Origin of the sequence: Pseudoxanthomonas sp. PXM03, from assembly GCF_014852005.1 — a bacterium.
GTDB lineage: Bacteria > Pseudomonadota > Gammaproteobacteria > Xanthomonadales > Xanthomonadaceae > Pseudoxanthomonas_A.
On record NZ_JACVAU010000001.1, the window covers coordinates 1,601,893 to 1,623,049 of the forward strand.

Consider the following 21,157-nt stretch of genomic DNA (forward strand, 5'->3'; position numbering starts at 1 on the left):
CACGCGAACGGCTACAATCCGGCGTCTGTCCGCACCTGTAAGTGAGCACGCGTGAGCACACCCGCCAGCCAGTTTCCCGCAGCCCAGGCCGATACCACGCCGCTGCGCTTCGTCACCGCCGCCAGCCTGTTCGACGGCCACGACGCGGCCATCAACATCATGCGGCGGCTGATCCAGGGCGAGGGCGCGGAAGTGGTCCACCTGGGCCACAACCGCAGCGTGGAAGACGTGGTGCGCGCGGCCTTGCAGGAAGACGCCGACGGCATCGCGCTGTCCAGCTACCAGGGCGGCCACGTCGAGTACTTCAAGTACATGGTCGACATGCTGAAGGAACGCGGTGCCGGCCACGTGCGCGTGTTCGGCGGCGGCGGCGGCACCATCACGCCGGAGGAGATCGCCGAGCTGCAGGCCTACGGCGTGGAGCGCATCTACCACCCCAACGACGGCATGAAGATGGGCCTGGTGGAGATGATCCAGGACGTGGTCAAGCGCGCCGAGGACGCGCGCCACCCGGTCAACGGCCAGCGCGAATGGAACGCCGCGGTCGCGCCCGCGCTCACCGACGAAGCCGGCATCGGCCGCATGCTCAGCACCATCGAGGACGGCGTGCTGTCCGAATCCGAACTGGAGAAGTTGCGCGCGCAATGGGCCAAGGGTCCGCATGCGCCATTCCCCGCCCGCGCCACGCCGGTCATCGGCATCACCGGCACCGGCGGCGCCGGCAAGTCGTCGGTCACCGACGAACTGATGAACCGCTTCCTGTCCTGCTTCCCGCAGATGCACATCGCGGTGATCTCGGTCGATCCCACCCGCCGCCGCACCGGTGGCGCGCTGCTCGGCGACCGCATCCGCATGAACGCGCTGCGCAGCGAACGCATCTACATGCGCTCCATGGCCACGCGCCGCCAGCACGTAGCCACCAACGCCGTGCTGAAGGATTGCATCGCGTTCCTGAAATCGCTCGGCTTCGACCTGGTGATCGTCGAGACGGCCGGCATCGGCCAGAGCGATTCGGAGATCGTCGACCTGGTCGACTTCCCCATGTACGTGATGACCAGCGACTACGGCGCGGCCAGCCAGCTGGAGAAGATCGACATGATCGACTTCGCCGAGCTGATCGTGCTCAACAAGTACGACAAGCGCGGCGCCGAAGACGCCCTGCGCGACGTGCGCAAGCAGTGGAAGCGCAACCGCGTGGCGTTCCAGATGCCGGACGCCGACGTGCCGGTGTACCCCACCATCGCCAGCCAGTTCAACGACCCCGGCGTCAGCTGGATGTTCGCCAACCTGTGCCGCCTGCTGCGCGACAAGCTGCAGCTGCCGGCGGAGAAGTGGACGCCCGACCTCGACACCACGCTGAAGGAACCGCGCGCCACCGTGCTGATCCCCGGCGCGCGCGTGCGCTACCTGGCGGAGATCGCCGAACAGGGCCGCGGCATCAACCGCCGCATCGAGACCGAAGCCGAAACCGCCAGCCGCGCCCAGCATTACTGGAATGCGCTGAAGGGCCTGGAGGATCCGGCGTTGCCGAAGGCGTTGGAGTTGTACTCGGCGGACAGCCTCCTTCCTCCGCTTGCGGGGGAAGGTGCCCGAAGGGCGGATGGGGGCGAGCGCGGTGACGCAGGCCCCCATCCCAGCCTTCCCCCGCATGCGGGGGAAGGAGCAGTAAACGCCGACCGCTCGCTGCTGACGCTCCGCCAGCGCTACAACGACGCCGTGCAATCCCTGTCGTCCGAAGCCCTCAAGCTGCTGCGCGAGTGGCCGACGCGGCTCAAGGCCGTCACCGATCCGGTCAACGAATACGAAGTGCGCGGCAAGACCATCCGCATCGACAACTACACCACCTCGCTCAGCCACCAGCAGATCCCGAAGATCGCGCCGCCGAAGTACCACAGCTGGGGTGAGCTGCTGACGTTCCTGCAGAAGGAAAACCTGCCCGGCAGCTATCCCTACACCGGCGGCGTGTACCCGTATCGCCGCACCGGCGAGGATCCCATCCGCATGTTCGCCGGTGAGGGCACGCCGGAGCGCACCAACCGCCGCTTCCACTACCTCAGCGTCGGTCAGCCGGCCGCGCGCCTGTCCACCGCCTTCGACAGCGTCACGCTGTACGGCGAAGATCCGGCGCCGCGCCCGGACATCTACGGCAAGATCGGCAACTCCGGCGTCAACATCCCCACGCTGGACGACATGAAGAAGCTGTACTCCGGCTTCGACCTGTGCGCGCCCACCACGTCGGTGTCGATGACCATCAATGGCCCGGCGCCGATCATCCTGGCGATGTTCATGAACACCGCCATCGACCAGCAGGTGGAGAAGTACCTGAAGGCCGACGACGCGCGCTGGGCCGAGGCGCAGCAGAAGATCGAGGCGTTCTTCGAAGGTCGCGCGCGTCCGCAGTACCACGGCGAACTGCCGCCGACCAACAACGGACTGGGGCTGGGTCTGCTGGGCATCACCGGCAACCAACTGGTGGACGAAGCCACCTACGCCCGCATCAAGGCCCAGACGCTGGCCACGGTGCGCGGCACCGTGCAGGCCGACATCCTCAAGGAAGACCAGGCGCAGAACACCTGCATCTTCAGCACCGAGTTCGCCCTGCGCATGATGGGCGACATCCAGCAGTACTTCGTCGACAACGCGGTGCGCAACTTCTACTCGGTGAGCATCAGCGGGTACCACATCGCCGAGGCCGGGGCGAACCCGATCAGCCAGCTCGCCTTCACGCTGTCCAACGGCTTCACCATCGTGGAGTACTACCTGGCGCGCGGCATGAAGATCGACGACTTCGCGCCCAACCTGTCGTTCTTCTTTAGCAACGGCATGGACCCGGAGTACACCGTCATCGGTCGCGTCGCCCGCCGCATCTGGGCCCGCGCCATGCGCGAGCGCTACGGCGCCAATGAACGCAGCCAGATGATGAAGTACCACATCCAGACCTCCGGCCGGTCGCTGCACGCGCAGGAGATCCAGTTCAACGACATCCGCACCACGCTGCAGGCGTTGTACGCGCTGTTCGACAACTGCAACAGCCTGCACACGAACGCCTATGACGAGGCGATCACCACGCCCACGGAAGAAAGCGTGCGCCGTGCGGTGGCCATCCAGATGATCATCAACAAGGAGCTGGGGCTGAACTTCAACGAGAACCCGTGGCAGGGCAGTTTCGTCGTCGATGAGCTGACGGACATCGTGGAAGAGGCGGTCTACAAGGAGTTCGAGGCGATCAGCGAGCGCGGTGGCGTGCTCGGCGCCATGGACACCATGTACCAGCGCGGCAAGATCCAGGAAGAGTCGCTGTACTACGAGCACAAGAAGCACGACGGCAGCCTGCCGCTGGTGGGCGTGAACACGTTCCTGCCGCGCGAGCACGGCGGCGAGATCGCCACCGAGATCGAGCTGATCCGTTCGACGGAAGAAGAGAAGGGCCAGCAGATCGCCAACGTGCGCGCCTGGCAGACCTCGCGCAACGCGCTGGCGCCGGAAGGCGAGACCGACCACAGCCACGCCGCAGCGATGGAAGAACACGCCGCGCCGGACGTGCACGATGGCCACGGCCTGGCCTACCTGCAGCGCACCGCGCGCGAGCGCCGCAATGTGTTCGAGGCGCTGGTCGAAGCGGTGAAGACGCACAGCCTGGGGCAGATCAGTCACGCGCTGTACGACGTGGGTGGCGAGTACCGGCGGAACATGTAGTCCGGTCCACGAAAAACCCCGCATCAGCGGGGTTTTTCTTTGGGCGCGGCACGGGGCTGACGTGTCACTTCCCGTCGCTTATAGTCCGGCCCACGGGGACATTGACAGGGGCGAGGCCATGGAAATTGCACAGAAGAAGCACTCCAACCGGGTGCGTTACGTCTTTGGCGACGACGAGCTGGACTATCAGCTGCAGGACAGCTCGGGCAGCCGTTCGTTCTCGGTAGGGTATGCGGGCATCAGCCGCGACCGGCAGACGCTGGTCGAGCGCAACCAGTGGCTGCGCAACGTCGGCCTGCTGTGGATCCTGCTCGGCGCGGTGTTCACGGGCATCAGCCTGACCGGCGACCAGGGCCTGAAGATTTCCGTCTGGCTGTGGGTGGGCCTGGCCTGCTACGGCGCCTATCACTTCTTCTCGACGCGCTACACGATCATCCCCACCGAGTCCGGCAACCTGCTGGTCATCGACGATGCAGACGGCCAGCGGATCCTCGACGAGATCGCCTCGCGTCGCGCCGGCTACCTGCGCCGCGAGTTCGATTTCATGCCCGAGAGCGAATCGCCGGAACAGCATCGCGGTCGTTTCAAGTGGCTGCACCGTGAGGGTGCGCTGTCGGAAGACGAGCTCAAGCAGCGGCTTGCCACCATCGATGCGATGGATCCCGGCCGCGCGACAGTGGTGGCGCCGGAGCCGGGTGCGCGGCTCAACTGATCCGCAGCCGAACGATGCAGCTTCTTAGGCCGGGTTGATAAACCCGGCATCGGATCCCTCCCTGCACGGATGCTTTGAAGAGCCCCTCTCCCTGCGCAGCGGGGAGAGGGTGCCGAAGGCGGGTGAGGGGCGAGCGGAGAGGCGGACGTGTCGGTGCCCGGTTCGCTACCGCGCCCGGCCCCTCATCCGCCCCCGTATCAAGTACGGGGCAGGCTCTCCGGGCACCCACCCCCGCCGGGCGAAGCACGCCCGGTGTTCGGATGACCCGCGCGGCATGCCGCGCAAGGGGGTCACCCTCACCCCCGTAAACGGGGAGAAGGGAAACAACTGCGTAGCACGGGTGCCGACACGTCCCGATGCCCCGGGTGCGCTGCGCTTACCCGGGCTGTGGCTTGCACTAGTCCCAATTTGGGACTAGCATGAATCCATGAAGGTCATCGCCGTCGGCACCTTGAGGATTTTCTGGGAGCGCTACCCCGACGCCGAACAACCCCTCAAGGCGTGGTACGACGAAGCCAGGCACGCCGTCTGGAGCACGCCCCAGGACATCCGCAATCGTTACGCCAGTGCCAGCTTTGTCGGTCACAACCGCGTGGTGTTCAACATCAAGGGCAACGACTACCGGCTCATCGTCGCGGTCGCTTATCGCTTCCAGGCCATCTACATCAAGTTCATCGGCACGCACACCGAGTACAACCGGATTGATGCCGCCACCGTGGAGGATCCATGAACATCCATCCCATCCGCACCGGGAAAGACTACAAGGCTGCATTGCGCGAGCTGTCGGCCTATTTCGACAACGAGCCGGCTCCAGGCACGGAAGAGGGGGATCGTTTCGAGATTCTGGCCACGCTGGCCGAAGCGTACGAAGCCAAGCACTTTCCGATCGAGGCCCCGGACCCCATCGAGGCGATCCGCTTCCGCATGGAGCAGGGTGGCCTGACCGTGAAAGACCTGGTGCCCTCCATCGGGCAGCCCAACCGTGTCTATGAAGTATTGAGTCGCAAGCGCGGGCTCACCCTCGAGATGATCCGCAACCTGCACCGGAATCTCGGCATTCCGGCGGAGAGCCTGATCGGTGCCTGATGCCGGAGTGGCTGCCGCCGCTGACGCTTGGTAATCACGAAAAACCCCGCGGAAGCGGGGTTTTTTCTTGGGAAGGTGGCGACGACCTCATCTTCCTGCCATACGGGAAGAGGGGAAAGTCATGCTCTGCATGCCACCCGCGCGGACCTACCGAAGTCTCCCTCTCCCTGCGCAGCGGGGGTAAGGATGACCTGCTTGCGCGGCATGCCGCGCAGGTCATCAGAACGCCGGGCGTGCTTCGCCCGGCGGGGGTGGGTGCCGAAGGCGGGGGAGGGGCGAACGGAGAGGCGGACGTGTCGGCGCCCGTGGAGCTACCGCGCTCTGCCCCTCATCCGCCCGCTGGGCACCTTCTCCCCGCTGCGCAGGGAGAAGGGAGCAGCGGCGGCTTGCGCGCTTATCGGTACGCGCCCGGCCCACGCCAGATCAGTTCGCCGCGGCGGTAGATGCGCATCACGTTGACCACGTCGCGGGCGTCGCCGATGGGGGCCAGGTCGGGGTCGTTGGGTTGCATGAGGCGGCAGCCGCCGGAGCCGCGGGTGGCGACGATCTCCAGGGCGCAGACCATCAGTTCGCGGCGGCCGGGCAGGGGGAAGGAGACTTCCTTCATGCCCTGGGCCTGCCATTCGGCGACTTTCAGTTCGTTGCGCAGGTCGTAGTAGATCTGGTGGCCGTCCACTTCCATGCTGGGGGTGGCGGCGTTGCCCTGTTGGTTGCCCTGGCGTTGGCCGGTGCCTAGGGTGGGGCCGTAGTTTTCGGGGGCGGTTTCCTGGGCGAGCATGCCGGGGGGCTGGCCCCATTGGGCGGAGCGGCGCCAGGCGGGTGGGCTGGACGGGGGGCGGTCTTGGGGTGGGGCGATGGCCTGTTGGCTGGCGGGGGGCTGGGGTTGGGCTTCGTCGGGGGCGACGGGGTTCTCGGCCTCGGTCACGCGGGTGGCGTCCACCGGGGAGGTGACGCGGGTGGTGACGAGGGGCTTGAGGGGTTTTGGGCGTTTGCTGGGGTTCTGGGTACCGGTCGGGGGCACGGGCGGGTTGGGGGTGGCGTCGGTGGGGTCGCCCAGGAAGTCGACTTTGACGCGCGCGCCGCCGGAGCTGCTGCTCTCGGGCTGGGACAGGGTGATCCTGGAGGAGTACAACAGGGCGGCCAGGAACAGGACGTGCACCAGCAGGCTCACCAGCGAAGCGATGCTGCGCTCGTGCCGTTTGATGTGGAGGTCTTCCCTGTCCAGTGGACTCAGCGACGCCGCGAGCGTGCGGCTTGGCGCGTCGCTCATGTGGGGGGGAGGGCGTCGGGGGAGGGGGACTTCATGGTGAGTGTCGTGGAGCGTGGGGCTACATGCAGAGTATGCGGCATGTAGCCCTTGCAACGTCCCGGAGCATGCCTGCCATAGGCGCTCGGCTTCTTGCCCATCTGCAAAGAAGTACACGTTGATCGTTGTTGGCGACGCAGCCGGGAGTGCTTCAAGGCGCGCCGCGACTGGCCTTCGCATAAAGGGACCGGGTTCGGGGCAAAAAAGCCCCCGGCTTTCGCCGGAGACTTCTATTGCTCGTGCCGGAAAATATGAGTTTGAAGTCTGACTCGTCAACCACTAACTGGAGTTGCACTCGAAACTTAGTTAGGCCACAACCTGAGATACGAAAGCTGCCAACCCTGCCATGTAGGTCTCCCATCTGGTTTGGCCACTGGATGTCGAAAACCTGCCACGCAGAAACCCGGCAACTTGGCGCTCTCTTGGCGGCAAGGGAGTCGATCCTAGGACTTGCTGTTGGAACTTTTTGTATGCGAAGTCGCTTGGGTGGGCAATGGCATTCCGGATTACGATGCTTTGCTTAACGAAGTGCCAATTGAGGCCGCTCTGCGTAAAGGGTGCGCCATCCTTAAGGAGAAGTCGTCCCACGTCTTCTAGATCGCTTTTCGTTAGCCAAGAAGGATAGTTGCTACGCGGACCGCACGCGAGCGCCAAGGCATGGGCATAACTCCTGACTGTCACCCTCGCCTTAACCCCAGGCACTGCGCTAGCTATGCCTCCTGGCCGCACTACTAACCCCAAGCAAAACTGCTCCATCGCATCTTCGTAACCGACAACGGCTTGCAAGAACAAGCTGCTGTACGCCGTTTCAACGTCAGCAAGGTGTAAATGACCTCCACTATATGCGACTTCTATTCGTTGCCTGGTCGCATTGGCTCTCCCCAGTCGCCGTTGATAGTCCACTGCTATTGAGCTAGCCCTCCGTGAGCTCATGTCCGAAGGGCTCCAGAATGAAGTTGATGCGCGCGAGCCGCGTGCCGAAGTGGGCGGTGGCGCCTCGCAGGCTCTTGAGTACATCGTCATCGACGTTCTCTTCTGCGAGATCCGCAGAAAGCACATGCAGCGTTGACTTGAAGTCCTTCGGAAGCTTCTTTGGCTTCCTGCTTGTCTCCAAGCTAGAACCAACTTCAAACATCAGATGATAGGTTGCGACGAAAAGATCATTGAAAAGCGCGCGCCGATGAAACTCTGTGGATTTCAGTGTCTGACCCAGTGTTGACTCAATGCCGGACATGATGACTTCAAACCGTCGCTTGACCTCATCAGCCACAGGGTACGTTTCATCGTAATCCTCGTAGAACTTATTCAGCACGGCCTTGTTCTTCGCATGTACTCCGATGTGCATAGAGACGAGAAGATCTGACACCTCTTCTACTTCAGTCATGCGAGCAATGTCAGAGTCGCCGAAGATTCCCCAATCCTTCCACCGATAGAGATTCTCATACGCGAGGGTGTATGCGGTGGTCTTGAACGCACCAAAGTATTCTGCGTTTCTTAATTCCTGGTCGTTCAGTCGTACGCCGGTAGCGTTTAGCCGCGCAAAGATCTGCAGTACATCGCGATCATCGGTGTCGCTTGAGAAAATGTGAACCGGGATCTCATATCCCAATATTGCCTGTCTTATCTCAAGGGAGAGGTCTGCGAACCGCTTGTTGGCGAGCGGGGCATTGTGCGCTTTCAAAATCTTGAAAGCGTCACTGGGCGTGTAATTGCTGACGAGCGCGGGGTCGATGAAAGACAAGATCGTCCGTAGCCGCTGTTGGCCATCTACAACTTCCCTCACGGACACGAGCGAGTTGTGCAGCGATAGCTTGTCGCGAAGAAAAACGATCGGTATAGGTAAACCACGAATGATCGTGTCAATCAAATACGACTTCGCTCCCGGTCGCCACACGGCTCGTCGCTGAAAACCCGGGCTCAAGTCCAACTGTTCGTTCTGTGCCCAGGCTACAAAGTCCCCCACCTTGAACACTGTCTTGGTTACAGATTTCATCGCGTTACATCCTTCCCGGCCTCTGTGTTCATGGTAACCCGTAAGGCGGGCTTGAGCCCGCCCTACGCTTGAAGGGTTACCGGGGTACGCCGAGCGGCGATGGATTGCGTAGGGTGGGCCCTGGCCCACCGGCTTACGGCTTGCGTGGGTCGGACTTCTCCGACATGGGTGTGGGGTCTGTGGTGACGGTGATCGCGTGAATGCTCCGGCACGCTGCCGGCATGTCGAATTACCGTCGCGTCTGGGTGCCGGGCGGCACCTATTTCTTCACCGTCAACCTGCTGGAGCGCCGCCGCTGCCTGCTGGTCGAGCATATCGACCTGCTGCGCGATGCATTCCGGGCGGCGAGGGCGGCGCGACCGTTCCATGTGCTGGCCATCGTGGTGTTGCCCGGCCACCTGCATTGCGTGTGGCGGCTGCCGGAGGGTGACGCCGACAACGCCAACCGCTGGGCGCAGATCAAATCCGGCTTCAGCCGTGCGTTGCCAATCCACGAACGTCGGTCATCGCGACGTATCGCGCGCCGCGAGCGAGGCATCTGGCAACGACGCTACTGGGAACACCTGATCCGCGATGACGACGACCTGCGTCGGCATGTCGATTACGTGCATATCAATCCGGTGAAGCATGGGCACGCGAAGCGCGCGTGCGACTGGCCGCATTCGTCTTTCCGGCAATGGGTAGCGGCGGGGGAGTATCCGGTCGATTGGGCGTCTAAGCCGGTGGCGTTGGATGGGGTAGGGGAGCGGTGACGGCGGGTGAGCACGATGGCGGGCTTGAGCCCGCCCTACGCAATGCATAACCGAACGCCGCGACGCATGCGGTGACGAACGCCCCCCATCACGGGACCAACATCACTCGTGAACCTCCCGCGGAATCGTCACAATTCCACCCACCTGGACATCGGACGCCCGTGATGACGCCTCGCCGCCTGACCCCCGCACTGCTCACCCTGCTGGCCGCCACCTTCGCCTTCTCCACGCACGCGGCCAGCCCCGGCACCGACGACGAAGGCCGCCTCATCACCCGCAACACCGACGGCGCCTGGTTCCTGCAGCAGCCCGAAGGATCGCCCGGAAAAGGCTGCGTGGCCCGCTTCACCTCCGCCAAGAAAGACCAGTCCCAACTGGCCCTCGTCGGCCCCACCGCCAAATCCCCCACCGCCGCCATCCTGATGCACGGCCCCCGCATCGCCACGCCCCCGGCCGCACAGGAAGTCACCCTCGAACTGCAGCAGGACGGCCTGCCGCCCGCCACGATGCGTGGCGCCCTGATGCCGGCCAGCGGTGCCAAAGGCGGCGGCTTCCTGATGGTCCCCGTCGGCGACCTCAAGCAGACCATGGCCTCCATGCGCCCCAAGGAAACCGGCATGAATGTCCGGGTCGGCGGCGTGGACGTGTTCGGCCTGTCCTACGACGGCCTGGACCAGGCGCGCAGCGCCATGCTCGACTGCCTGGCCGGCAAGCGCTTCACCGGCGGCAAGAGCCTGGCCGAGGCCACCGCCGAAATCCGCCCGGTCGGCACCTCCACCATCACCGGCATCGCCTTCTTCAAGGGTGCCGTGCTGGCGAAGAAACAGTACCCGCCCAAGGGCAGCCAGGCCGTCGGCCTGATCTGGATGACCGACGAATTCAAGCAGTGGTTCGAAATGGTCAAGCAGAGCCAGAAGATGCCCGACGGGATTCCCGAGCGCATTGCGCGGCACTTCATGGTCACCACCATCCTCGACGACCAGGGCAGCTTCCGCTTCACCCACATGCCGCCCGGCGAATACCTGCTGATCGCCGACTTCTCCTACAAGGAAACCGTCACCCGCACCGAAGTGACGGGCCGCACCGACGTCTACGCCGGCAACCAGTACATCGGCTCCAACGACCACCTGTCCGTCTGGTTCGAGGACGTCAAGAAGCCGGCCACCTTCTCCAAGACCGTGCACATCACCAAGGACGGCGAGACCCTGCAGGTAACCTTGGACAAGTCGATGCTGGGGTGCTTCTTCATCTGCCGCTAGCGCGCTGAGGGCGCGGCGGCCGGCAGGGCGGCTGTAAACCCGGAAGGCGGGCTTGAGCCCGCCCTACGTGTCTGCGAGACCCTCGATGGGTCTCTCTTCTCTCACTAACGGTCTCGCGACACCCAAAAAGGGTCTTTCTTCTCACAGTAAGGTCCAACGTTCGGCCGAAAAGAGTCTCTCGTCTCTCACTAAGGTCCAACGTTCCACCAAAAAGGGTGTCGCGACACCGAAAAAGAGTCTCGCGATACTGAAAAAGAGTGGCGCGACACCCCCAACGGGTCTCTCTTCTCTCATTAAGGTCCTCGCGATACCCGAAAAGGGTGTCGCGACACCGGAAAAGATCCACGCGAGAGCGGAAAAGACGCAACGCTTCACCAAAAAGCCTCAAACGCCCATGCAGGGCGCGGCATTCACCCCGCCACCGACAGCTGCCGCACACGCAGGCAGTCAGCCGGTCCCAACCCCGCACCACCGAGAGAGCTCAGCGCGCAGCCTTCTGCGCGAGATCGTGCGCCAGCCATCGCCGGTACTGGTTGGGGAAGGGCGAGTCCGGGTCCAGCAGCTCCACGAGTTCCGGCATGGCCGCCAATCCACGCAGGTTCGGCGCGTTGAGGAAGATGACCAGCCCATCACGCGTCGGCAGCCGGATGTACCCCAGCGTGACTTCCGCCCAATCGTTGCCGCCATGGCCCACAATGCGCGTCGCCTCATCTTCGATGATCTGGAATCCCAGCCCATATCCCTGCGCACGCGGACAATCGATGCCCGCGCCGTCTCCGCAGAGCACGACCGCATCGTCACCGGTATCGACCAGCACCCGGCCGCGCGCGAACGGCGTGCCGGCGTTGCGGGATTCCTCCCGGGCGACCATGCCGAGAAAGCGCGCGTAGTCGGGCACTGTCACCAGCATGTCATCGGCGGCGGAATAGCTGCCTTCTCCGCGACACCCTCCGTTCGGCCGGCACCACACCCTGTGCGCCACGCCCTCATCGTCGAGGGGAAGGGCGACGTCGCGCAGCCCGTCGCGCCGTACCTCCATCACCACATGCTGCATCCCGGCGGGTTCAAGCACCCGTTCCCGGACCACCTGCGGGAACGGACGCTGCAGTTTGTTGGAGATCGCACGCGCGAGGTATTCGAACCCTTCACCGGAATAGCCGTACGCCTCGCCGGGCGTGCGTGTGAAGGCGAGCTTGCCGTCGCGGCGGAAGAACCGCCAGTTGGGAAAGCCCGTGGTGTGCGTGAGCACCGTGCGTGCGGTCAGCGACTGCAGTCGCGGGTCGCCGGCGATATCGGGATCCACCCAGTACGCACCCAGGGATTCATCGAGGTCCAGCTCACCCGCTTCTGCGAGCCGCAAAGCGGTTTCCGCGGTCACCGTCTTGGTGATCGAAGCGACATTGAACCGCGTGGCCGCGTTGGCGGGCACACCGGGTGAGGCATCGCCGTGGTACTGCGCCCACACGAGCTTGCCGTCCACGAGCATGCCCAGGCCGGCCGTCGTGATGCGGTGTTTGTCGAGGATCTTCTGCAGGTCGTGTTCGACTGCAGAGGTCGGTGGCCTCAGACGGCCATCGGTCTGTACCGTCGAGCGCAACGACGGCGTGCAACTGGCCAACAGCAGGACCAGCCCCAGCCAGGGCAAGCGTGTTGGCACGATGGTATCGGTACGCATCGCAGGGTTCCCGGCGTGAATGTCCAGGAGGTTGATGCAAAGGGAAGACAAGGGGTTTAAGCGGGCGGGCCCACGTGCCCGGTACCGCGATGCCTTCGCGGCGGAGGCCGTGCGCAGCCCTATGACGCGACGGAAGTCTCCCGCAACTCCGCCAGCAGACTCCGCGGCGTACACCCCGCCATCGCCTGGAAGTCCGCGATCAGATGCGCCTGGTCGTAGTACCCCGCATCCGCCGCGATCGCCGACCAGTTGATGTCTTCCCCCGACTGCGCCGCGCGCACCGCCTGCTCGAACCGCTTCAGCCGCGCATACGTCTTGGGGCCGACACCCAGCACCTCGTGCAACACGCGTCGCAGATGGCGTTCACTGACGCCCAGCTCGCGCGCCACCGTGCCCACGCTGGCCACCTGCAACTTCTCCAATGCGATGGGCAGGAACGGCGGCACCGTGCCGGCCACCTTGCCATCCGCCATGCGCGCCATGACCGCCGCTTCCAGCAGTCCACCCGCCGCATGCGCATCGGGCGCTTCGGCCAGCTGCTCGCGCAAACGCTGCGCGCTCGCGGGCCCCCACAGGGCTTCGAGCGGCACCGTGCGGCCCGACAGTTCCGACGCGGATACACCCAGCACGGTCTCGTAGGTCCCCGGCTGCAACCGCGCCAGCACCGCCCGGTGGCCACCACGGATCAGCTTCCGGTGCACCTGGCGCCTTGCGCCCATCGCATGGATATCGACGCCGCCCGGAATCGACGGCCCGAAACGCACTACCACCTGCGCCTCCACCTGCGGCACCGCCACGCGTTGCCGGTCGGTCGCGTAGTGACTCACCGCCATCGTGAGGATCGGACGCAAGGCGCCCCGGGCGGGCATCACGGCGTGGCGGGCAGGATCGGCGAGCATGCCTGCATTGTGGTGGGCCGTTCCGCCGCGCCGCAACCCGCCGGCCCATGGCCGTTTTTTCCAATGCCATCGCGCATGCAGCGGCTAACGTGGCCCGCATGAACATACTCGTGACCGGCGCGACCGGAAAAGTAGGCAGCAGACTCGCCAAGCGACTGGTGCAGCACGGACACACCGTGCGTGCCCTGGTGCGCGATCCCGCCCGTGCGACCGACCTGTCGGACCACGGCATCCATCTGATTACCGGCGACCTGATGCAGGCGGACTCGCTGCCGGCGGCGGTGCAGGGCGTGGATACCGTCGTGCACTGCGCGGCGTTCTTCCGCGGCGCCACCCCGGACGAAGCGCACGCCGTGAACAACCTCGGCACGCAACACCTGGCGCATGCCGCCCGCGAGGCCGCGGTGGGGCGATTCGTGTTCATGAGTACCGGCCTGGTCTATGGACCCAATGGCGGTGCCCTGGCGCAGGAAGACGACGACTGCACCCCCGTGGATGCCTACCCGCAGAGCAAGCTCGCCGCCGAACGCATGCTGCTGGTCATCGACGGCCTGGACGTGCGCATCCTGCGCCTGCCGTTCGTCTACGGCGATGGCGACCCGCATATCCAGGACGTGGTGCCGTTCATGCGCACCTTCCCGCCGACACAACGCATGTCCATCGGCCACCACGCGGACGTGGCGCAGGCCGTGGTCCGGTTGCTGGACAAGGCATCGCCCGCGTACCGCATCTACAACGTGGTGGATGATGAAGCCCCCGATCTGGCGATGCTGTTCGCTTCGGTGGCACAGCCGCCGCCTGATGGCACCGATCCCGAACGCGCGAAAGCCTTCGCCGCCGTCATGGACGGTCGCCGTTTGCGTGAAGACCTCGGCTTCCAGCCGCTGTACCCGCGGTTGGTGGATGCCGTCGACGCCGGGCAGGCGTGAGCATCGACCGCCCGGACGGATGACGCGATGCTGGGTTGATGCCGCCGCGTGGCCGGGGTAAGTGCAGCGCACCCAGGATCGTGGACGATGAGGCGCGTGCCGGTTGTAGTGCATGTTCGCGCTTTGCGTGCGCGGAGGGTAAAGCGCCCCTCATCCGCCTTCGGCACCTTCTCCCCGTTCCACGGGGAGAAGGGAAGGGCAAGTAGCCGCGCGTGTCTCCTTCTCCCCGCCTGCGGGGAGAAGGTGCCCGCAGGGCGGATGAGGGGCGAGCGCGGAAGGTCATCGCGCGCAATGCGAGGGCGTGCATTCTGTGCTGATTCTTCGCACGATCTGTCGGTGCAAGCGCAGTTGGGATAGCGGAGAAATGAGGCGTCGGCGAGTGCACTGCCTGCGTTCGCGTATGTGTTCGCGGACGGTAAAGCGCCCCTCATCCGCCTTCGGCACCTTCTCCCCGTTGCACGGGGAGAAGGAGGCGACGGATGCGCCTGCCCTGTGTTCCTTCAGGCGCCCGACATCCGCGCCCTGTTCCGCAGCGACAGGCAGTACGCACCGTCACCCCGATACCCAGCAGCACCGCCAGCGAACCGCCGACCACCGCCACATCTTTCGGCGCCGCGATCCAGAATCCCGCATAGACCAGCCCGCTGAGCGCCATCGACCAACCGGCGACGCGCTGTGCCTGCCGTGCCCGCGCACTGGGCACGAACCGCTTCGGCATCTGGTTGCCGAACCACGCCACCATCAAGCCGTTGGTCCACATCACAATGCCGTCGACCTTCTCGCTATCGATCGTGTTGTGGTCGACCGAATCTCGCCGTAGGATGGGACAACGCTCGTCGGGAGGGATTCTGGATGCGTATGTGGGCGATGGTTGCGCTGTTGAGTCTTGTTGGATGTACAGGACTCGGCACGGAGCAGGCAGATATCGCGGCGGCCTCATCCGCATCGCCGATGCCGCAGGCTCCGTCCGTAACGCCACCAGGTGGCGCTTTCGCCGGTGAATGGGAGGCGTGCGAGGGCACCACCTCGCCTGAGGAATGCGGGCGTTACCTGTTGCTGCAAAGTGGCAGCCGCATCTGCGGAACCTGGTTTTATTTCGCAACCGGGAGAGAGTACACAGGCAGGATCATCGCGCGCGCGGACTCGTCCACGGAGGCGCGACGCACGCATGTGTGCGGTCGGCCGGGCTCCGCGACGGATACCGAATGCGAAGAAGGGTGGCAGCGCATCGACAAGCCGCTGCGGATCTGCAATGGCAAGCTTTCCGACCTGATGCGTGCGGACGGCTCCTGCTCCGGCTACTACCAAGCCGTGCACATGGCTAAAGACCACCGCGATGCGCTGCTGGCGGAGCCGTGGATGGAGGACTGCCTTTCCGGCATTCCCGGTGACGCCCCCTAAGGACCCATAAGGAAATGGACCATGACGAACCCGAATCCCCTGACGGACAACGAACTGCGGGCTGCCGCCTACTTCGCCGTCGGTGTCAGCTCGGAGGGCAGCATCGCAGGCCGTGATGTCGCCTACCGCCTGAGCTTTGCCGGCAATGTGGGTCCGGGTGGACGCATGATGCCGGTGGCCAACAGTGGTTACTCGTTCGGCACGCTGCAGATCGATCTTGGACAACATCCCGACGTGGCACGCGACCTGCTGGACAGCTATCAGACTTGGGCGCGAGCGCAGCCCGACCGGGCCACGCTCGAACTGGGGCAGAACGATTACGACACCACGTTGCAGTCGCTGCAGCGCACCGGGCGCGAGATGCGCGCGGACAACGCGGTCGATATCGACCGCCCACGCATCAACCGTTTTCTGGCTTCCGATGCCGGGCGCACATTCGTGCACGGTCTCGATACCGAGCACGTCAATGGCGTCACCGCCACGGATGCCGTGGTGGGCAATCGCGATTCGGCCCTGGAACGGTTGCAACGAACGGATCTGTACCGCAACAGCACCGGAGACGAGCAGGCCGAACTCGCCGGCATGATGATGAAGCTACACAACCAGGCTGGTCGCGGGCGCTGGCCGGGCCTGCTGGCGCGGGTGGAAGCGGGCATGCTGACCTCGCCGGACGAGGTCAAGACCGCCATCGACGGCTTCCTGCCCAACCAGCGCAACGGCAATCCGGACTACCTGCAGAGCGGGGCGGACAACACGTTGCGGGGCATCGAGGTGCTGAATGCCTTGCGCGGTGCCGATCCTGACAGTCCGTTGGCGCGGGCATGGAGCAACGTGTCGGCGAATCCGCTCATCGGGCCGGTCGCCGCGCATCAGCCGAATGCCGAGAATCCCAATCTCGGCTTCGAGTACGACACGGTGCGCTCGCTGTTCCTCACGCCGGAGGCCTCGCGCCGCTTCATCACGGCGCTCGACAATGGCGGATCGCTCGCCGAAGGCAATCCCCAGCCCCAGGCCAACGGTCGCCGGCAGGCGGGCTTCTACGTGTCGGGCGATGATTTCGTGCACTGGAACCAGAATGGGCAGGGCCAGGCCTTCATCGGCGGGCAATGGCGCAGCATCGATCCGGACAGCGTGACGCGCCTGCGCAATGCCGACGGCACGACAACGTTGACGATTGACCAGAATGGGCGGCAAGAGACTTTGTTGCGTGTCGATCCCAGGACGCCGGCGTTACGGGCCGACGCGGGCACGCTGCTGGACCAGATCGGCCCCGGCGGGGATGAGCCGGGGCGCCGGGCGGAACACGTGCCTGCACCCACCTTCGAGAGTCCGTACCTCAACCGCTTGCTGGCGGCGGTAAGCGCTGGCGATGAGGCGGGCGCGGATCGCATCCTGCGGGAGTACGCACGATCACCTGAAGGGGTCGCTTTCCTGGAGCGGGGCGCGCAACCATCGGTCCCGCAGCAGGCAGAAGAGCGAGAGGTTCAACAGCCGCTCGTAAGGCAGGTTTAAGCCTGCCTCCAAAACATAACGTATCGCGTGCGCGGACGGTAAAGCGCCCCTCATCCGCCTTCGGCACCTTCTCCCCGTTGCACGGGGAGAAGGAGGCGACGGATGCGCCTGCCCTGTGTTCCTTCAGGCGCCCGACATCCGCGCCCTGTTCCGCAGCGACATGCAGTACGCCACCGTCACCGCGATGCCCAGCAGTACCGCCAGCGAACCACCGACCACCGCCACATCTTTCGGCGCCGCGATCCAGAACCCCGCATAGACCAGGCCGCTGAGCGCCATCGACCAACCGGCGACCCGTTGCGCCTGCCGTGTCCGCGCACTGGGCACGAACCGCTTGGGCATCTGGTTGCCGAACCACGCCACCATCAGGCCGATCGCCCCCATCACGATGCGGTCGACCGTCTCGCCATCGATCACGCCCTGTCGACGGGCGAATGTCGCGGCCAGCGCCAGCACCACGATGCCGATGCCCCACGCCAGACTGGTAAGTACTTCTTTGTTCATCGCGCAGACCCCTTCTTGGACTTCGGGGCGGCCTTGCCGGCACCGAAGGAGTGGACGAAGCCGAGCAGTGCGTCTTCCAGCACCGACAGTTTCAGGTGATAGATCACGGATTTGCCGACCTTTTCCGCATGCACCAGGTCGGCCTCTTTCAGCACCGCGAAATGCGCCGACATGGTCGGCTTGGACACATCGAACTGGTCGCTCAGCTCGCCCGCGCTCATCGGCCCCTTGCGCAGCAGCTGCAGCACCTGGCGGCGGGTGGGATCGGAAAGCGCGCGGAAGACCTGACTCATGATGCGATAGTTAGCTAAACATCGAAATGTGTCAAGCGCCGCACGTCGGCGTGGTCGTCCCGCGCCGTGCTTAGAGCACCGGCCACCACATGAAGGCGATCGCGGCCACGCTGCCGGCCAGGGTAAGCAGGGCGAGCAGCGCCAGCAGACCACCCATGGCGATCTGCACCCCCGCATGGCGCGAACGTTCCGCGGCGAAGTACAGCGCCAGCACCGCCAGCGGCACCATCCAACTGCCGAAGCTGACCAGGATGAAGGGCGCGCCCGTGTAATCGATCTTGATGCCCAACGGCGTCAGCACCAGCCCGGCCAGCATGATGCCGATGCGCAGGAACCACACCCCGTTCACCAGCAGGTACGCCCGCAGCGCATGCCGCCTATGTGCGGGGAAGTCTTCCCCCCGCGCACTGCGCCAGGCCAACAGCGCGAAGACCACGATCAACAACCCGTTCAACGAGATCGACAGATTGCTGGCCGGTCCCAGTTGCGAGCCGCGCACCCAGACCAGCCAGAACCCGGTCAGCGTGACCACCAGCGCCACCGACAGGAACACCCGTCCGTTCCACCGGTGCAGCGTGGGCCAACGCCGCCGCAGCGTCGGCACCAACTGCCACGCGCCGGCGAAGGTCACCAGCCCGGCCAGCAGCGCATGCCCGACGAACTGCAGATTCCCGACGACATCCCCCGGCACATAGCCGGTGACATGCGGCTTGGCGTTCAGCGGCGACAGATCGCCACCGAGCACCGGCCCGCCGAAGAACAGCACGATGAAGGCCACGAAGGCCCATTGCCCGAGCGTGGCGGCGACGAACCAGGCGGTGGCCCCCAGCGAGAGCACACGGGATGGGGCGGGGAGGGAAGGCGACACAGGCATGACAACGGCTCCAGGGAAGGGAGCCGCACGATGCGGGGCGCCTGCCTGAGGCGTCTCGCCGGATCGGAAATCGGCCAGCCGGATCGTGCGTGCGGATTCGGCGCGTTGCTTGGCGGCAGCCATGACCGATGGCGCTTGGCGCTGGACGCCCGCGGCCGCACCCTGTGGCGGACCCCACGAGGACACCGCCATGCCGACCTGGCCGACCATCACCACGGGCGTCGCCGTCACGGTGGCGGTGGCCTCATTGCTGGTACTGCTGTGGCAACGCCCCAAGCGCGATGCCGAGGTGATCTTCGCCGTGGTCAGCGGCTCGATGGCGCTCTCGCTGATGGCGCCGTGGATGGACGGCGCGCCCACCTGGATGCGCTGGGCCGTGGCGATCGGCGGCAGCGCCACCTGCAACGGCTTCTGGCTGGTGTCGCGGGCGCTGTTCCGCGGCGAAGGCGGCGTGCGCCGCGTGCATGTTCTGGTCGCCGCCGGCGTGGCGCTGCTGATTGCCGCGTACCGGGGCGCCACGCTGGGCGGTCAGGGCACGGCGTCACCCTGGGCGTTCGGACTGGGCAGCCTGCTGACGCTGGCCAGTTCCACCCTGCTGGTGCTGACCTTCCTGGAAGCATTGCGCGACGGTGGGGCGTCGTTGCCGCGTGCCGAACGCCGGCTGCGGCTGGCCTTCATGCTGGTGTTCGCTGCGTGCGTGCTGACCACCACGCTGATGGGCGCGCTGGCCGCCACCTGGCCGTGGCTGGCGGAGGTGCGGGCTGGGGTGATCCCGCTGTGTGCGGTGGCGATGATCCTGTTCACCCACGGCGCGCTGTGGCGCCGCCGCCACGTGCCATGGCCGGTTACCGGGGCGCCGCCGGCCCTGCGTGCGCCGGCCGGTCCGCCGGGCGCGGAAGAAATCCGCCTGCTGCGCGCATTGCAGCACCAGCTGGACGTGGTGCAGGTCTACCGCGAGCCGGAGCTGAAGGTGATCGGTCTGGCGCACCGGCTGGGCACGGCCGAACACAAGCTGAGCCGGTTGATCACCCAGGCGCTGGGCGAGAAGAATTTCAACCAGATGATCAACCGCCACCGCATCGCCTATGCCTGCGGCCGGCTGGAGGATGCGGGAGACGATGCCACCATCCTCGACATCAGCGGCGATGCCGGCTTCGCCTCGCTGGGTCCGTTCAATCGCGCGTTCAAGATCGCGACGGGCTGCACGCCGACGGCCTACCGCGCGGCGCACCGCGCGCGCGCCGGGTTGGAGTTTTCATAGACGGGACGCGGGCTGCGCCGGCTCGGCAAACGCGGCGAAGGATGCCGACGCTTCGTTTCGAAGAAGGCGTCGTCTGCGTGTCCGTGGCACCCTACGCACATCCCTTTGATGCGAGACGACGCATGCTGCGCACGCTGGCCCTGTCCTTCTGCCTGTTCACCACCACCGCCATCGCCGCCGAACCCGTGTTCGACGTGCACGTCCATCTGCGCGACGGCGAAACCTCGCTGCGTGACTACCGCGAAACAGTCCGCGCCGCCGGCCTGGAACTCTCCGGCATCGGCGTGATGTGGTTCGGCGGCCCGCACCAGGCCCGGCAGGGCGACCTGGCGAAGATCCGCGCCGGCAACGACCGCGTGATCGCGCTGGCGGCCGCGCGTGCCGACGTGCTGCCCATCGCCACCGTCCACCCGTACGACGGCGACGCGGCCCTGGCCGAACTGGCCCGCGTCGCTGCCGCCGGCGTGAAGGTGCTGAAGATCCACGCCCACACCCAGGGCTTCGACGTCGCCGACCCGCGCGTGGAAACCCTCGTGCGCAAGGCCGGCGAACTCGGCATCGCCGTGCTGATGGACAACGCCAACATCCTGCCCGGTGACAGCGAAAAACTGTTCAACCTGGTGGTGCGCGTGCCGAAGACGAAGTTCATCCTGGCCCACATCGGCGGCTTGAACTTCCGCTTCTGGAACATCCTCGCCCTCGCGCGCACCGCCGACGGCTTCGGCTTCGAGAACCTCTACTTCGACATCTCCGCCACCGTGCTGGTGGTGGCCGACTCCCCGGTGGAAGAAGAATTCCTCTGGACCTTGCACAACGTGGGCATGGACCACGTGCTGCTGGGCTCGGACTACCCGCAGATCAGCCTCGACGCCACAGTGAAGGCGCTGGACCGCCTGGATCTGAGCGACGAAGAGAAAGCGAAGATCCGCAGCGGCAACGCGATGAAGCTGTTCGGTCGCTGACGCCGGGTGGACGTAGGGCGGGCTCAAGCCCGCCGTGTGGATG

Annotated in this window: 19 protein-coding genes; 11 read left to right on the plus strand and 8 right to left on the minus strand. The window is 65.4% G+C overall.

Annotation, left to right across the window (positions count from 1 at the left end):
• Window positions 1–51 precede the first annotated feature (51 nt).
• The 4 genes from IB223_RS07520 (at window position 52) to IB223_RS07535 (ending at window position 5,494) form a co-directional block, all read left to right on the plus strand.
• Entirely contained in the window at window positions 52–3,696 is a 3,645-nt protein-coding gene (locus IB223_RS07520; RefSeq protein WP_192200969.1) for a methylmalonyl-CoA mutase family protein, read from the plus strand.
• A 118-nt stretch (window positions 3,697–3,814) separates the two neighbouring features.
• Window positions 3,815–4,408 carry a hypothetical protein gene (locus tag IB223_RS07525; RefSeq protein WP_192200970.1) on the plus strand — a complete coding sequence of 198 codons (594 nt, stop codon included), beginning with the start codon at window positions 3,815–3,817 and terminating at the stop codon, window positions 4,406–4,408.
• A gap of 427 nt (window positions 4,409–4,835) precedes the next feature.
• Window positions 4,836–5,138 carry a type II toxin-antitoxin system HigB family toxin gene (locus IB223_RS07530; protein WP_192200971.1) on the plus strand — a complete coding sequence of 101 codons (303 nt, stop codon included), beginning with the start codon at window positions 4,836–4,838 and terminating at the stop codon, window positions 5,136–5,138.
• The gene (locus IB223_RS07535; RefSeq protein WP_192200972.1) at window positions 5,135–5,494 is read left to right on the plus strand and encodes a transcriptional regulator; all 360 of its coding nucleotides are present in this window, start codon (window positions 5,135–5,137) and stop codon (window positions 5,492–5,494) included. Before IB223_RS07530 ends, IB223_RS07535 begins: the two co-directional genes overlap by 4 nt.
• A gap of 394 nt (window positions 5,495–5,888) precedes the next feature.
• Here IB223_RS07535 and IB223_RS07540 read toward each other — a convergent pair whose 3' ends face one another.
• On the minus strand, window positions 5,889–6,764 hold the full coding sequence (locus IB223_RS07540; protein ID WP_192200973.1) for a type II toxin-antitoxin system RelE/ParE family toxin: 876 nt from the start codon (window positions 6,762–6,764) through the stop codon (window positions 5,889–5,891).
• A gap of 949 nt (window positions 6,765–7,713) precedes the next feature.
• Window positions 7,714–8,793 carry a DUF262 domain-containing protein gene (locus IB223_RS07545; protein ID WP_192200974.1) on the minus strand — a complete coding sequence of 360 codons (1,080 nt, stop codon included), beginning with the start codon at window positions 8,791–8,793 and terminating at the stop codon, window positions 7,714–7,716.
• Between the two features lie 221 nt (window positions 8,794–9,014).
• On the opposite strand from IB223_RS07545, the gene IB223_RS07550 reads away from it, so the two are divergent.
• On the plus strand, window positions 9,015–9,545 hold the full coding sequence (locus IB223_RS07550; RefSeq protein ID WP_192200975.1) for a transposase: 531 nt from the start codon (window positions 9,015–9,017) through the stop codon (window positions 9,543–9,545).
• Between the two features lie 164 nt (window positions 9,546–9,709).
• On the plus strand, window positions 9,710–10,804 hold the full coding sequence (locus IB223_RS07555) for a carboxypeptidase-like regulatory domain-containing protein (protein ID WP_192200976.1): 1,095 nt from the start codon (window positions 9,710–9,712) through the stop codon (window positions 10,802–10,804).
• Window positions 10,805–11,285: 481 nt separating this feature from the next.
• Here IB223_RS07555 and IB223_RS07560 read toward each other — a convergent pair whose 3' ends face one another.
• The gene (locus IB223_RS07560; protein WP_192200977.1) at window positions 11,286–12,479 is read right to left on the minus strand and encodes a serine hydrolase domain-containing protein; all 1,194 of its coding nucleotides are present in this window, start codon (window positions 12,477–12,479) and stop codon (window positions 11,286–11,288) included.
• 119 nt (window positions 12,480–12,598) lie between these two features.
• Entirely contained in the window at window positions 12,599–13,378 is a 780-nt protein-coding gene (locus tag IB223_RS07565; protein WP_192200978.1) for an AraC family transcriptional regulator, read from the minus strand.
• Between the two features lie 98 nt (window positions 13,379–13,476).
• Here IB223_RS07565 and IB223_RS07570 point away from each other — a divergent pair, with 98 nt between their 5' ends.
• Window positions 13,477–14,307 (plus strand): NAD-dependent epimerase/dehydratase family protein, encoded by an 831-nt coding sequence (locus IB223_RS07570; protein WP_192200979.1) that lies wholly within the window; start codon window positions 13,477–13,479, stop codon window positions 14,305–14,307.
• 427 nt (window positions 14,308–14,734) lie between these two features.
• Here the strand turns inward: IB223_RS07570 and IB223_RS07575 are convergent, their stop codons facing one another.
• A complete protein-coding gene (locus tag IB223_RS07575; protein WP_192200980.1) occupies window positions 14,735–15,067 on the minus strand; it encodes a hypothetical protein in 333 nt (110 codons plus the stop codon).
• 92 nt (window positions 15,068–15,159) lie between these two features.
• Between IB223_RS07575 and IB223_RS07580 the strand changes: the two genes are divergently transcribed.
• Window positions 15,160–15,708, plus strand: coding sequence for a hypothetical protein (locus IB223_RS07580; RefSeq protein WP_192200981.1), 549 nt, complete (start codon window positions 15,160–15,162; stop codon window positions 15,706–15,708).
• Window positions 15,709–15,729: 21 nt separating this feature from the next.
• Window positions 15,730–17,220 carry a hypothetical protein gene (locus IB223_RS07585; protein WP_192200982.1) on the plus strand — a complete coding sequence of 497 codons (1,491 nt, stop codon included), beginning with the start codon at window positions 15,730–15,732 and terminating at the stop codon, window positions 17,218–17,220.
• Between the two features lie 123 nt (window positions 17,221–17,343).
• Here IB223_RS07585 and IB223_RS07590 read toward each other — a convergent pair whose 3' ends face one another.
• The 3 genes from IB223_RS07590 to IB223_RS07600 all read right to left on the minus strand — a co-directional run bounded on the left by IB223_RS07590 (window position 17,344) and on the right by IB223_RS07600 (window position 18,891).
• A complete protein-coding gene (locus IB223_RS07590; RefSeq protein ID WP_192200983.1) occupies window positions 17,344–17,724 on the minus strand; it encodes an ammonium transporter in 381 nt (126 codons plus the stop codon).
• Complete coding sequence (locus tag IB223_RS07595; protein ID WP_192200984.1) at window positions 17,721–18,017, minus strand: autorepressor SdpR family transcription factor; 297 nt, start codon at window positions 18,015–18,017, stop codon at window positions 17,721–17,723. Before IB223_RS07595 ends, IB223_RS07590 begins: the two co-directional genes overlap by 4 nt.
• 70 nt (window positions 18,018–18,087) lie before the next feature.
• Window positions 18,088–18,891, minus strand: a complete 804-nt coding sequence (locus IB223_RS07600) for a DUF2306 domain-containing protein (protein WP_192200985.1) — start codon at window positions 18,889–18,891, stop codon at window positions 18,088–18,090.
• Window positions 18,892–19,081: 190 nt separating this feature from the next.
• On the opposite strand from IB223_RS07600, the gene IB223_RS07605 reads away from it, so the two are divergent.
• Entirely contained in the window at window positions 19,082–20,152 is a 1,071-nt protein-coding gene (locus tag IB223_RS07605; protein ID WP_192200986.1) for a helix-turn-helix domain-containing protein, read from the plus strand.
• A gap of 122 nt (window positions 20,153–20,274) precedes the next feature.
• Entirely contained in the window at window positions 20,275–21,114 is an 840-nt protein-coding gene (locus IB223_RS07610; RefSeq protein WP_225590839.1) for an amidohydrolase family protein, read from the plus strand.
• The last annotated feature ends 43 nt before the right edge of the window (window positions 21,115–21,157 follow it).

Excerpts from the sequence above, each read along its gene's own strand:
- IB223_RS07525 (WP_192200970.1), top strand. The coding sequence starts at position 3,815 with ATGGAAATTGCACAGAAGAAGCACTCCAACCGGGTGCGTTACGTCTTT.
- IB223_RS07530 (WP_192200971.1), top strand. The coding sequence starts at position 4,836 with ATGAAGGTCATCGCCGTCGGCACCTTGAGGATTTTCTGGGAGCGCTAC.
- IB223_RS07535 (WP_192200972.1), top strand. The coding sequence starts at position 5,135 with ATGAACATCCATCCCATCCGCACCGGGAAAGACTACAAGGCTGCATTG.
- IB223_RS07540 (WP_192200973.1), bottom strand. The coding sequence starts at position 6,764 with ATGAGCGACGCGCCAAGCCGCACGCTCGCGGCGTCGCTGAGTCCACTG.
- IB223_RS07545 (WP_192200974.1), bottom strand. The coding sequence starts at position 8,793 with ATGAAATCTGTAACCAAGACAGTGTTCAAGGTGGGGGACTTTGTAGCC.
- IB223_RS07550 (WP_192200975.1), top strand. The coding sequence starts at position 9,015 with ATGTCGAATTACCGTCGCGTCTGGGTGCCGGGCGGCACCTATTTCTTC.
- IB223_RS07555 (WP_192200976.1), top strand. The coding sequence starts at position 9,710 with ATGACGCCTCGCCGCCTGACCCCCGCACTGCTCACCCTGCTGGCCGCC.
- IB223_RS07560 (WP_192200977.1), bottom strand. The coding sequence starts at position 12,479 with ATGCGTACCGATACCATCGTGCCAACACGCTTGCCCTGGCTGGGGCTG.
- IB223_RS07565 (WP_192200978.1), bottom strand. The coding sequence starts at position 13,378 with ATGCTCGCCGATCCTGCCCGCCACGCCGTGATGCCCGCCCGGGGCGCC.
- IB223_RS07570 (WP_192200979.1), top strand. The coding sequence starts at position 13,477 with ATGAACATACTCGTGACCGGCGCGACCGGAAAAGTAGGCAGCAGACTC.
- IB223_RS07575 (WP_192200980.1), bottom strand. The coding sequence starts at position 15,067 with ATGTGGACCAACGGCTTGATGGTGGCGTGGTTCGGCAACCAGATGCCG.
- IB223_RS07580 (WP_192200981.1), top strand. The coding sequence starts at position 15,160 with ATGCGTATGTGGGCGATGGTTGCGCTGTTGAGTCTTGTTGGATGTACA.
- IB223_RS07585 (WP_192200982.1), top strand. The coding sequence starts at position 15,730 with ATGACGAACCCGAATCCCCTGACGGACAACGAACTGCGGGCTGCCGCC.
- IB223_RS07590 (WP_192200983.1), bottom strand. The coding sequence starts at position 17,724 with ATGAACAAAGAAGTACTTACCAGTCTGGCGTGGGGCATCGGCATCGTG.
- IB223_RS07595 (WP_192200984.1), bottom strand. The coding sequence starts at position 18,017 with ATGAGTCAGGTCTTCCGCGCGCTTTCCGATCCCACCCGCCGCCAGGTG.
- IB223_RS07600 (WP_192200985.1), bottom strand. The coding sequence starts at position 18,891 with ATGCCTGTGTCGCCTTCCCTCCCCGCCCCATCCCGTGTGCTCTCGCTG.
- IB223_RS07605 (WP_192200986.1), top strand. The coding sequence starts at position 19,082 with ATGCCGACCTGGCCGACCATCACCACGGGCGTCGCCGTCACGGTGGCG.
- IB223_RS07610 (WP_225590839.1), top strand. The coding sequence starts at position 20,275 with ATGCTGCGCACGCTGGCCCTGTCCTTCTGCCTGTTCACCACCACCGCC.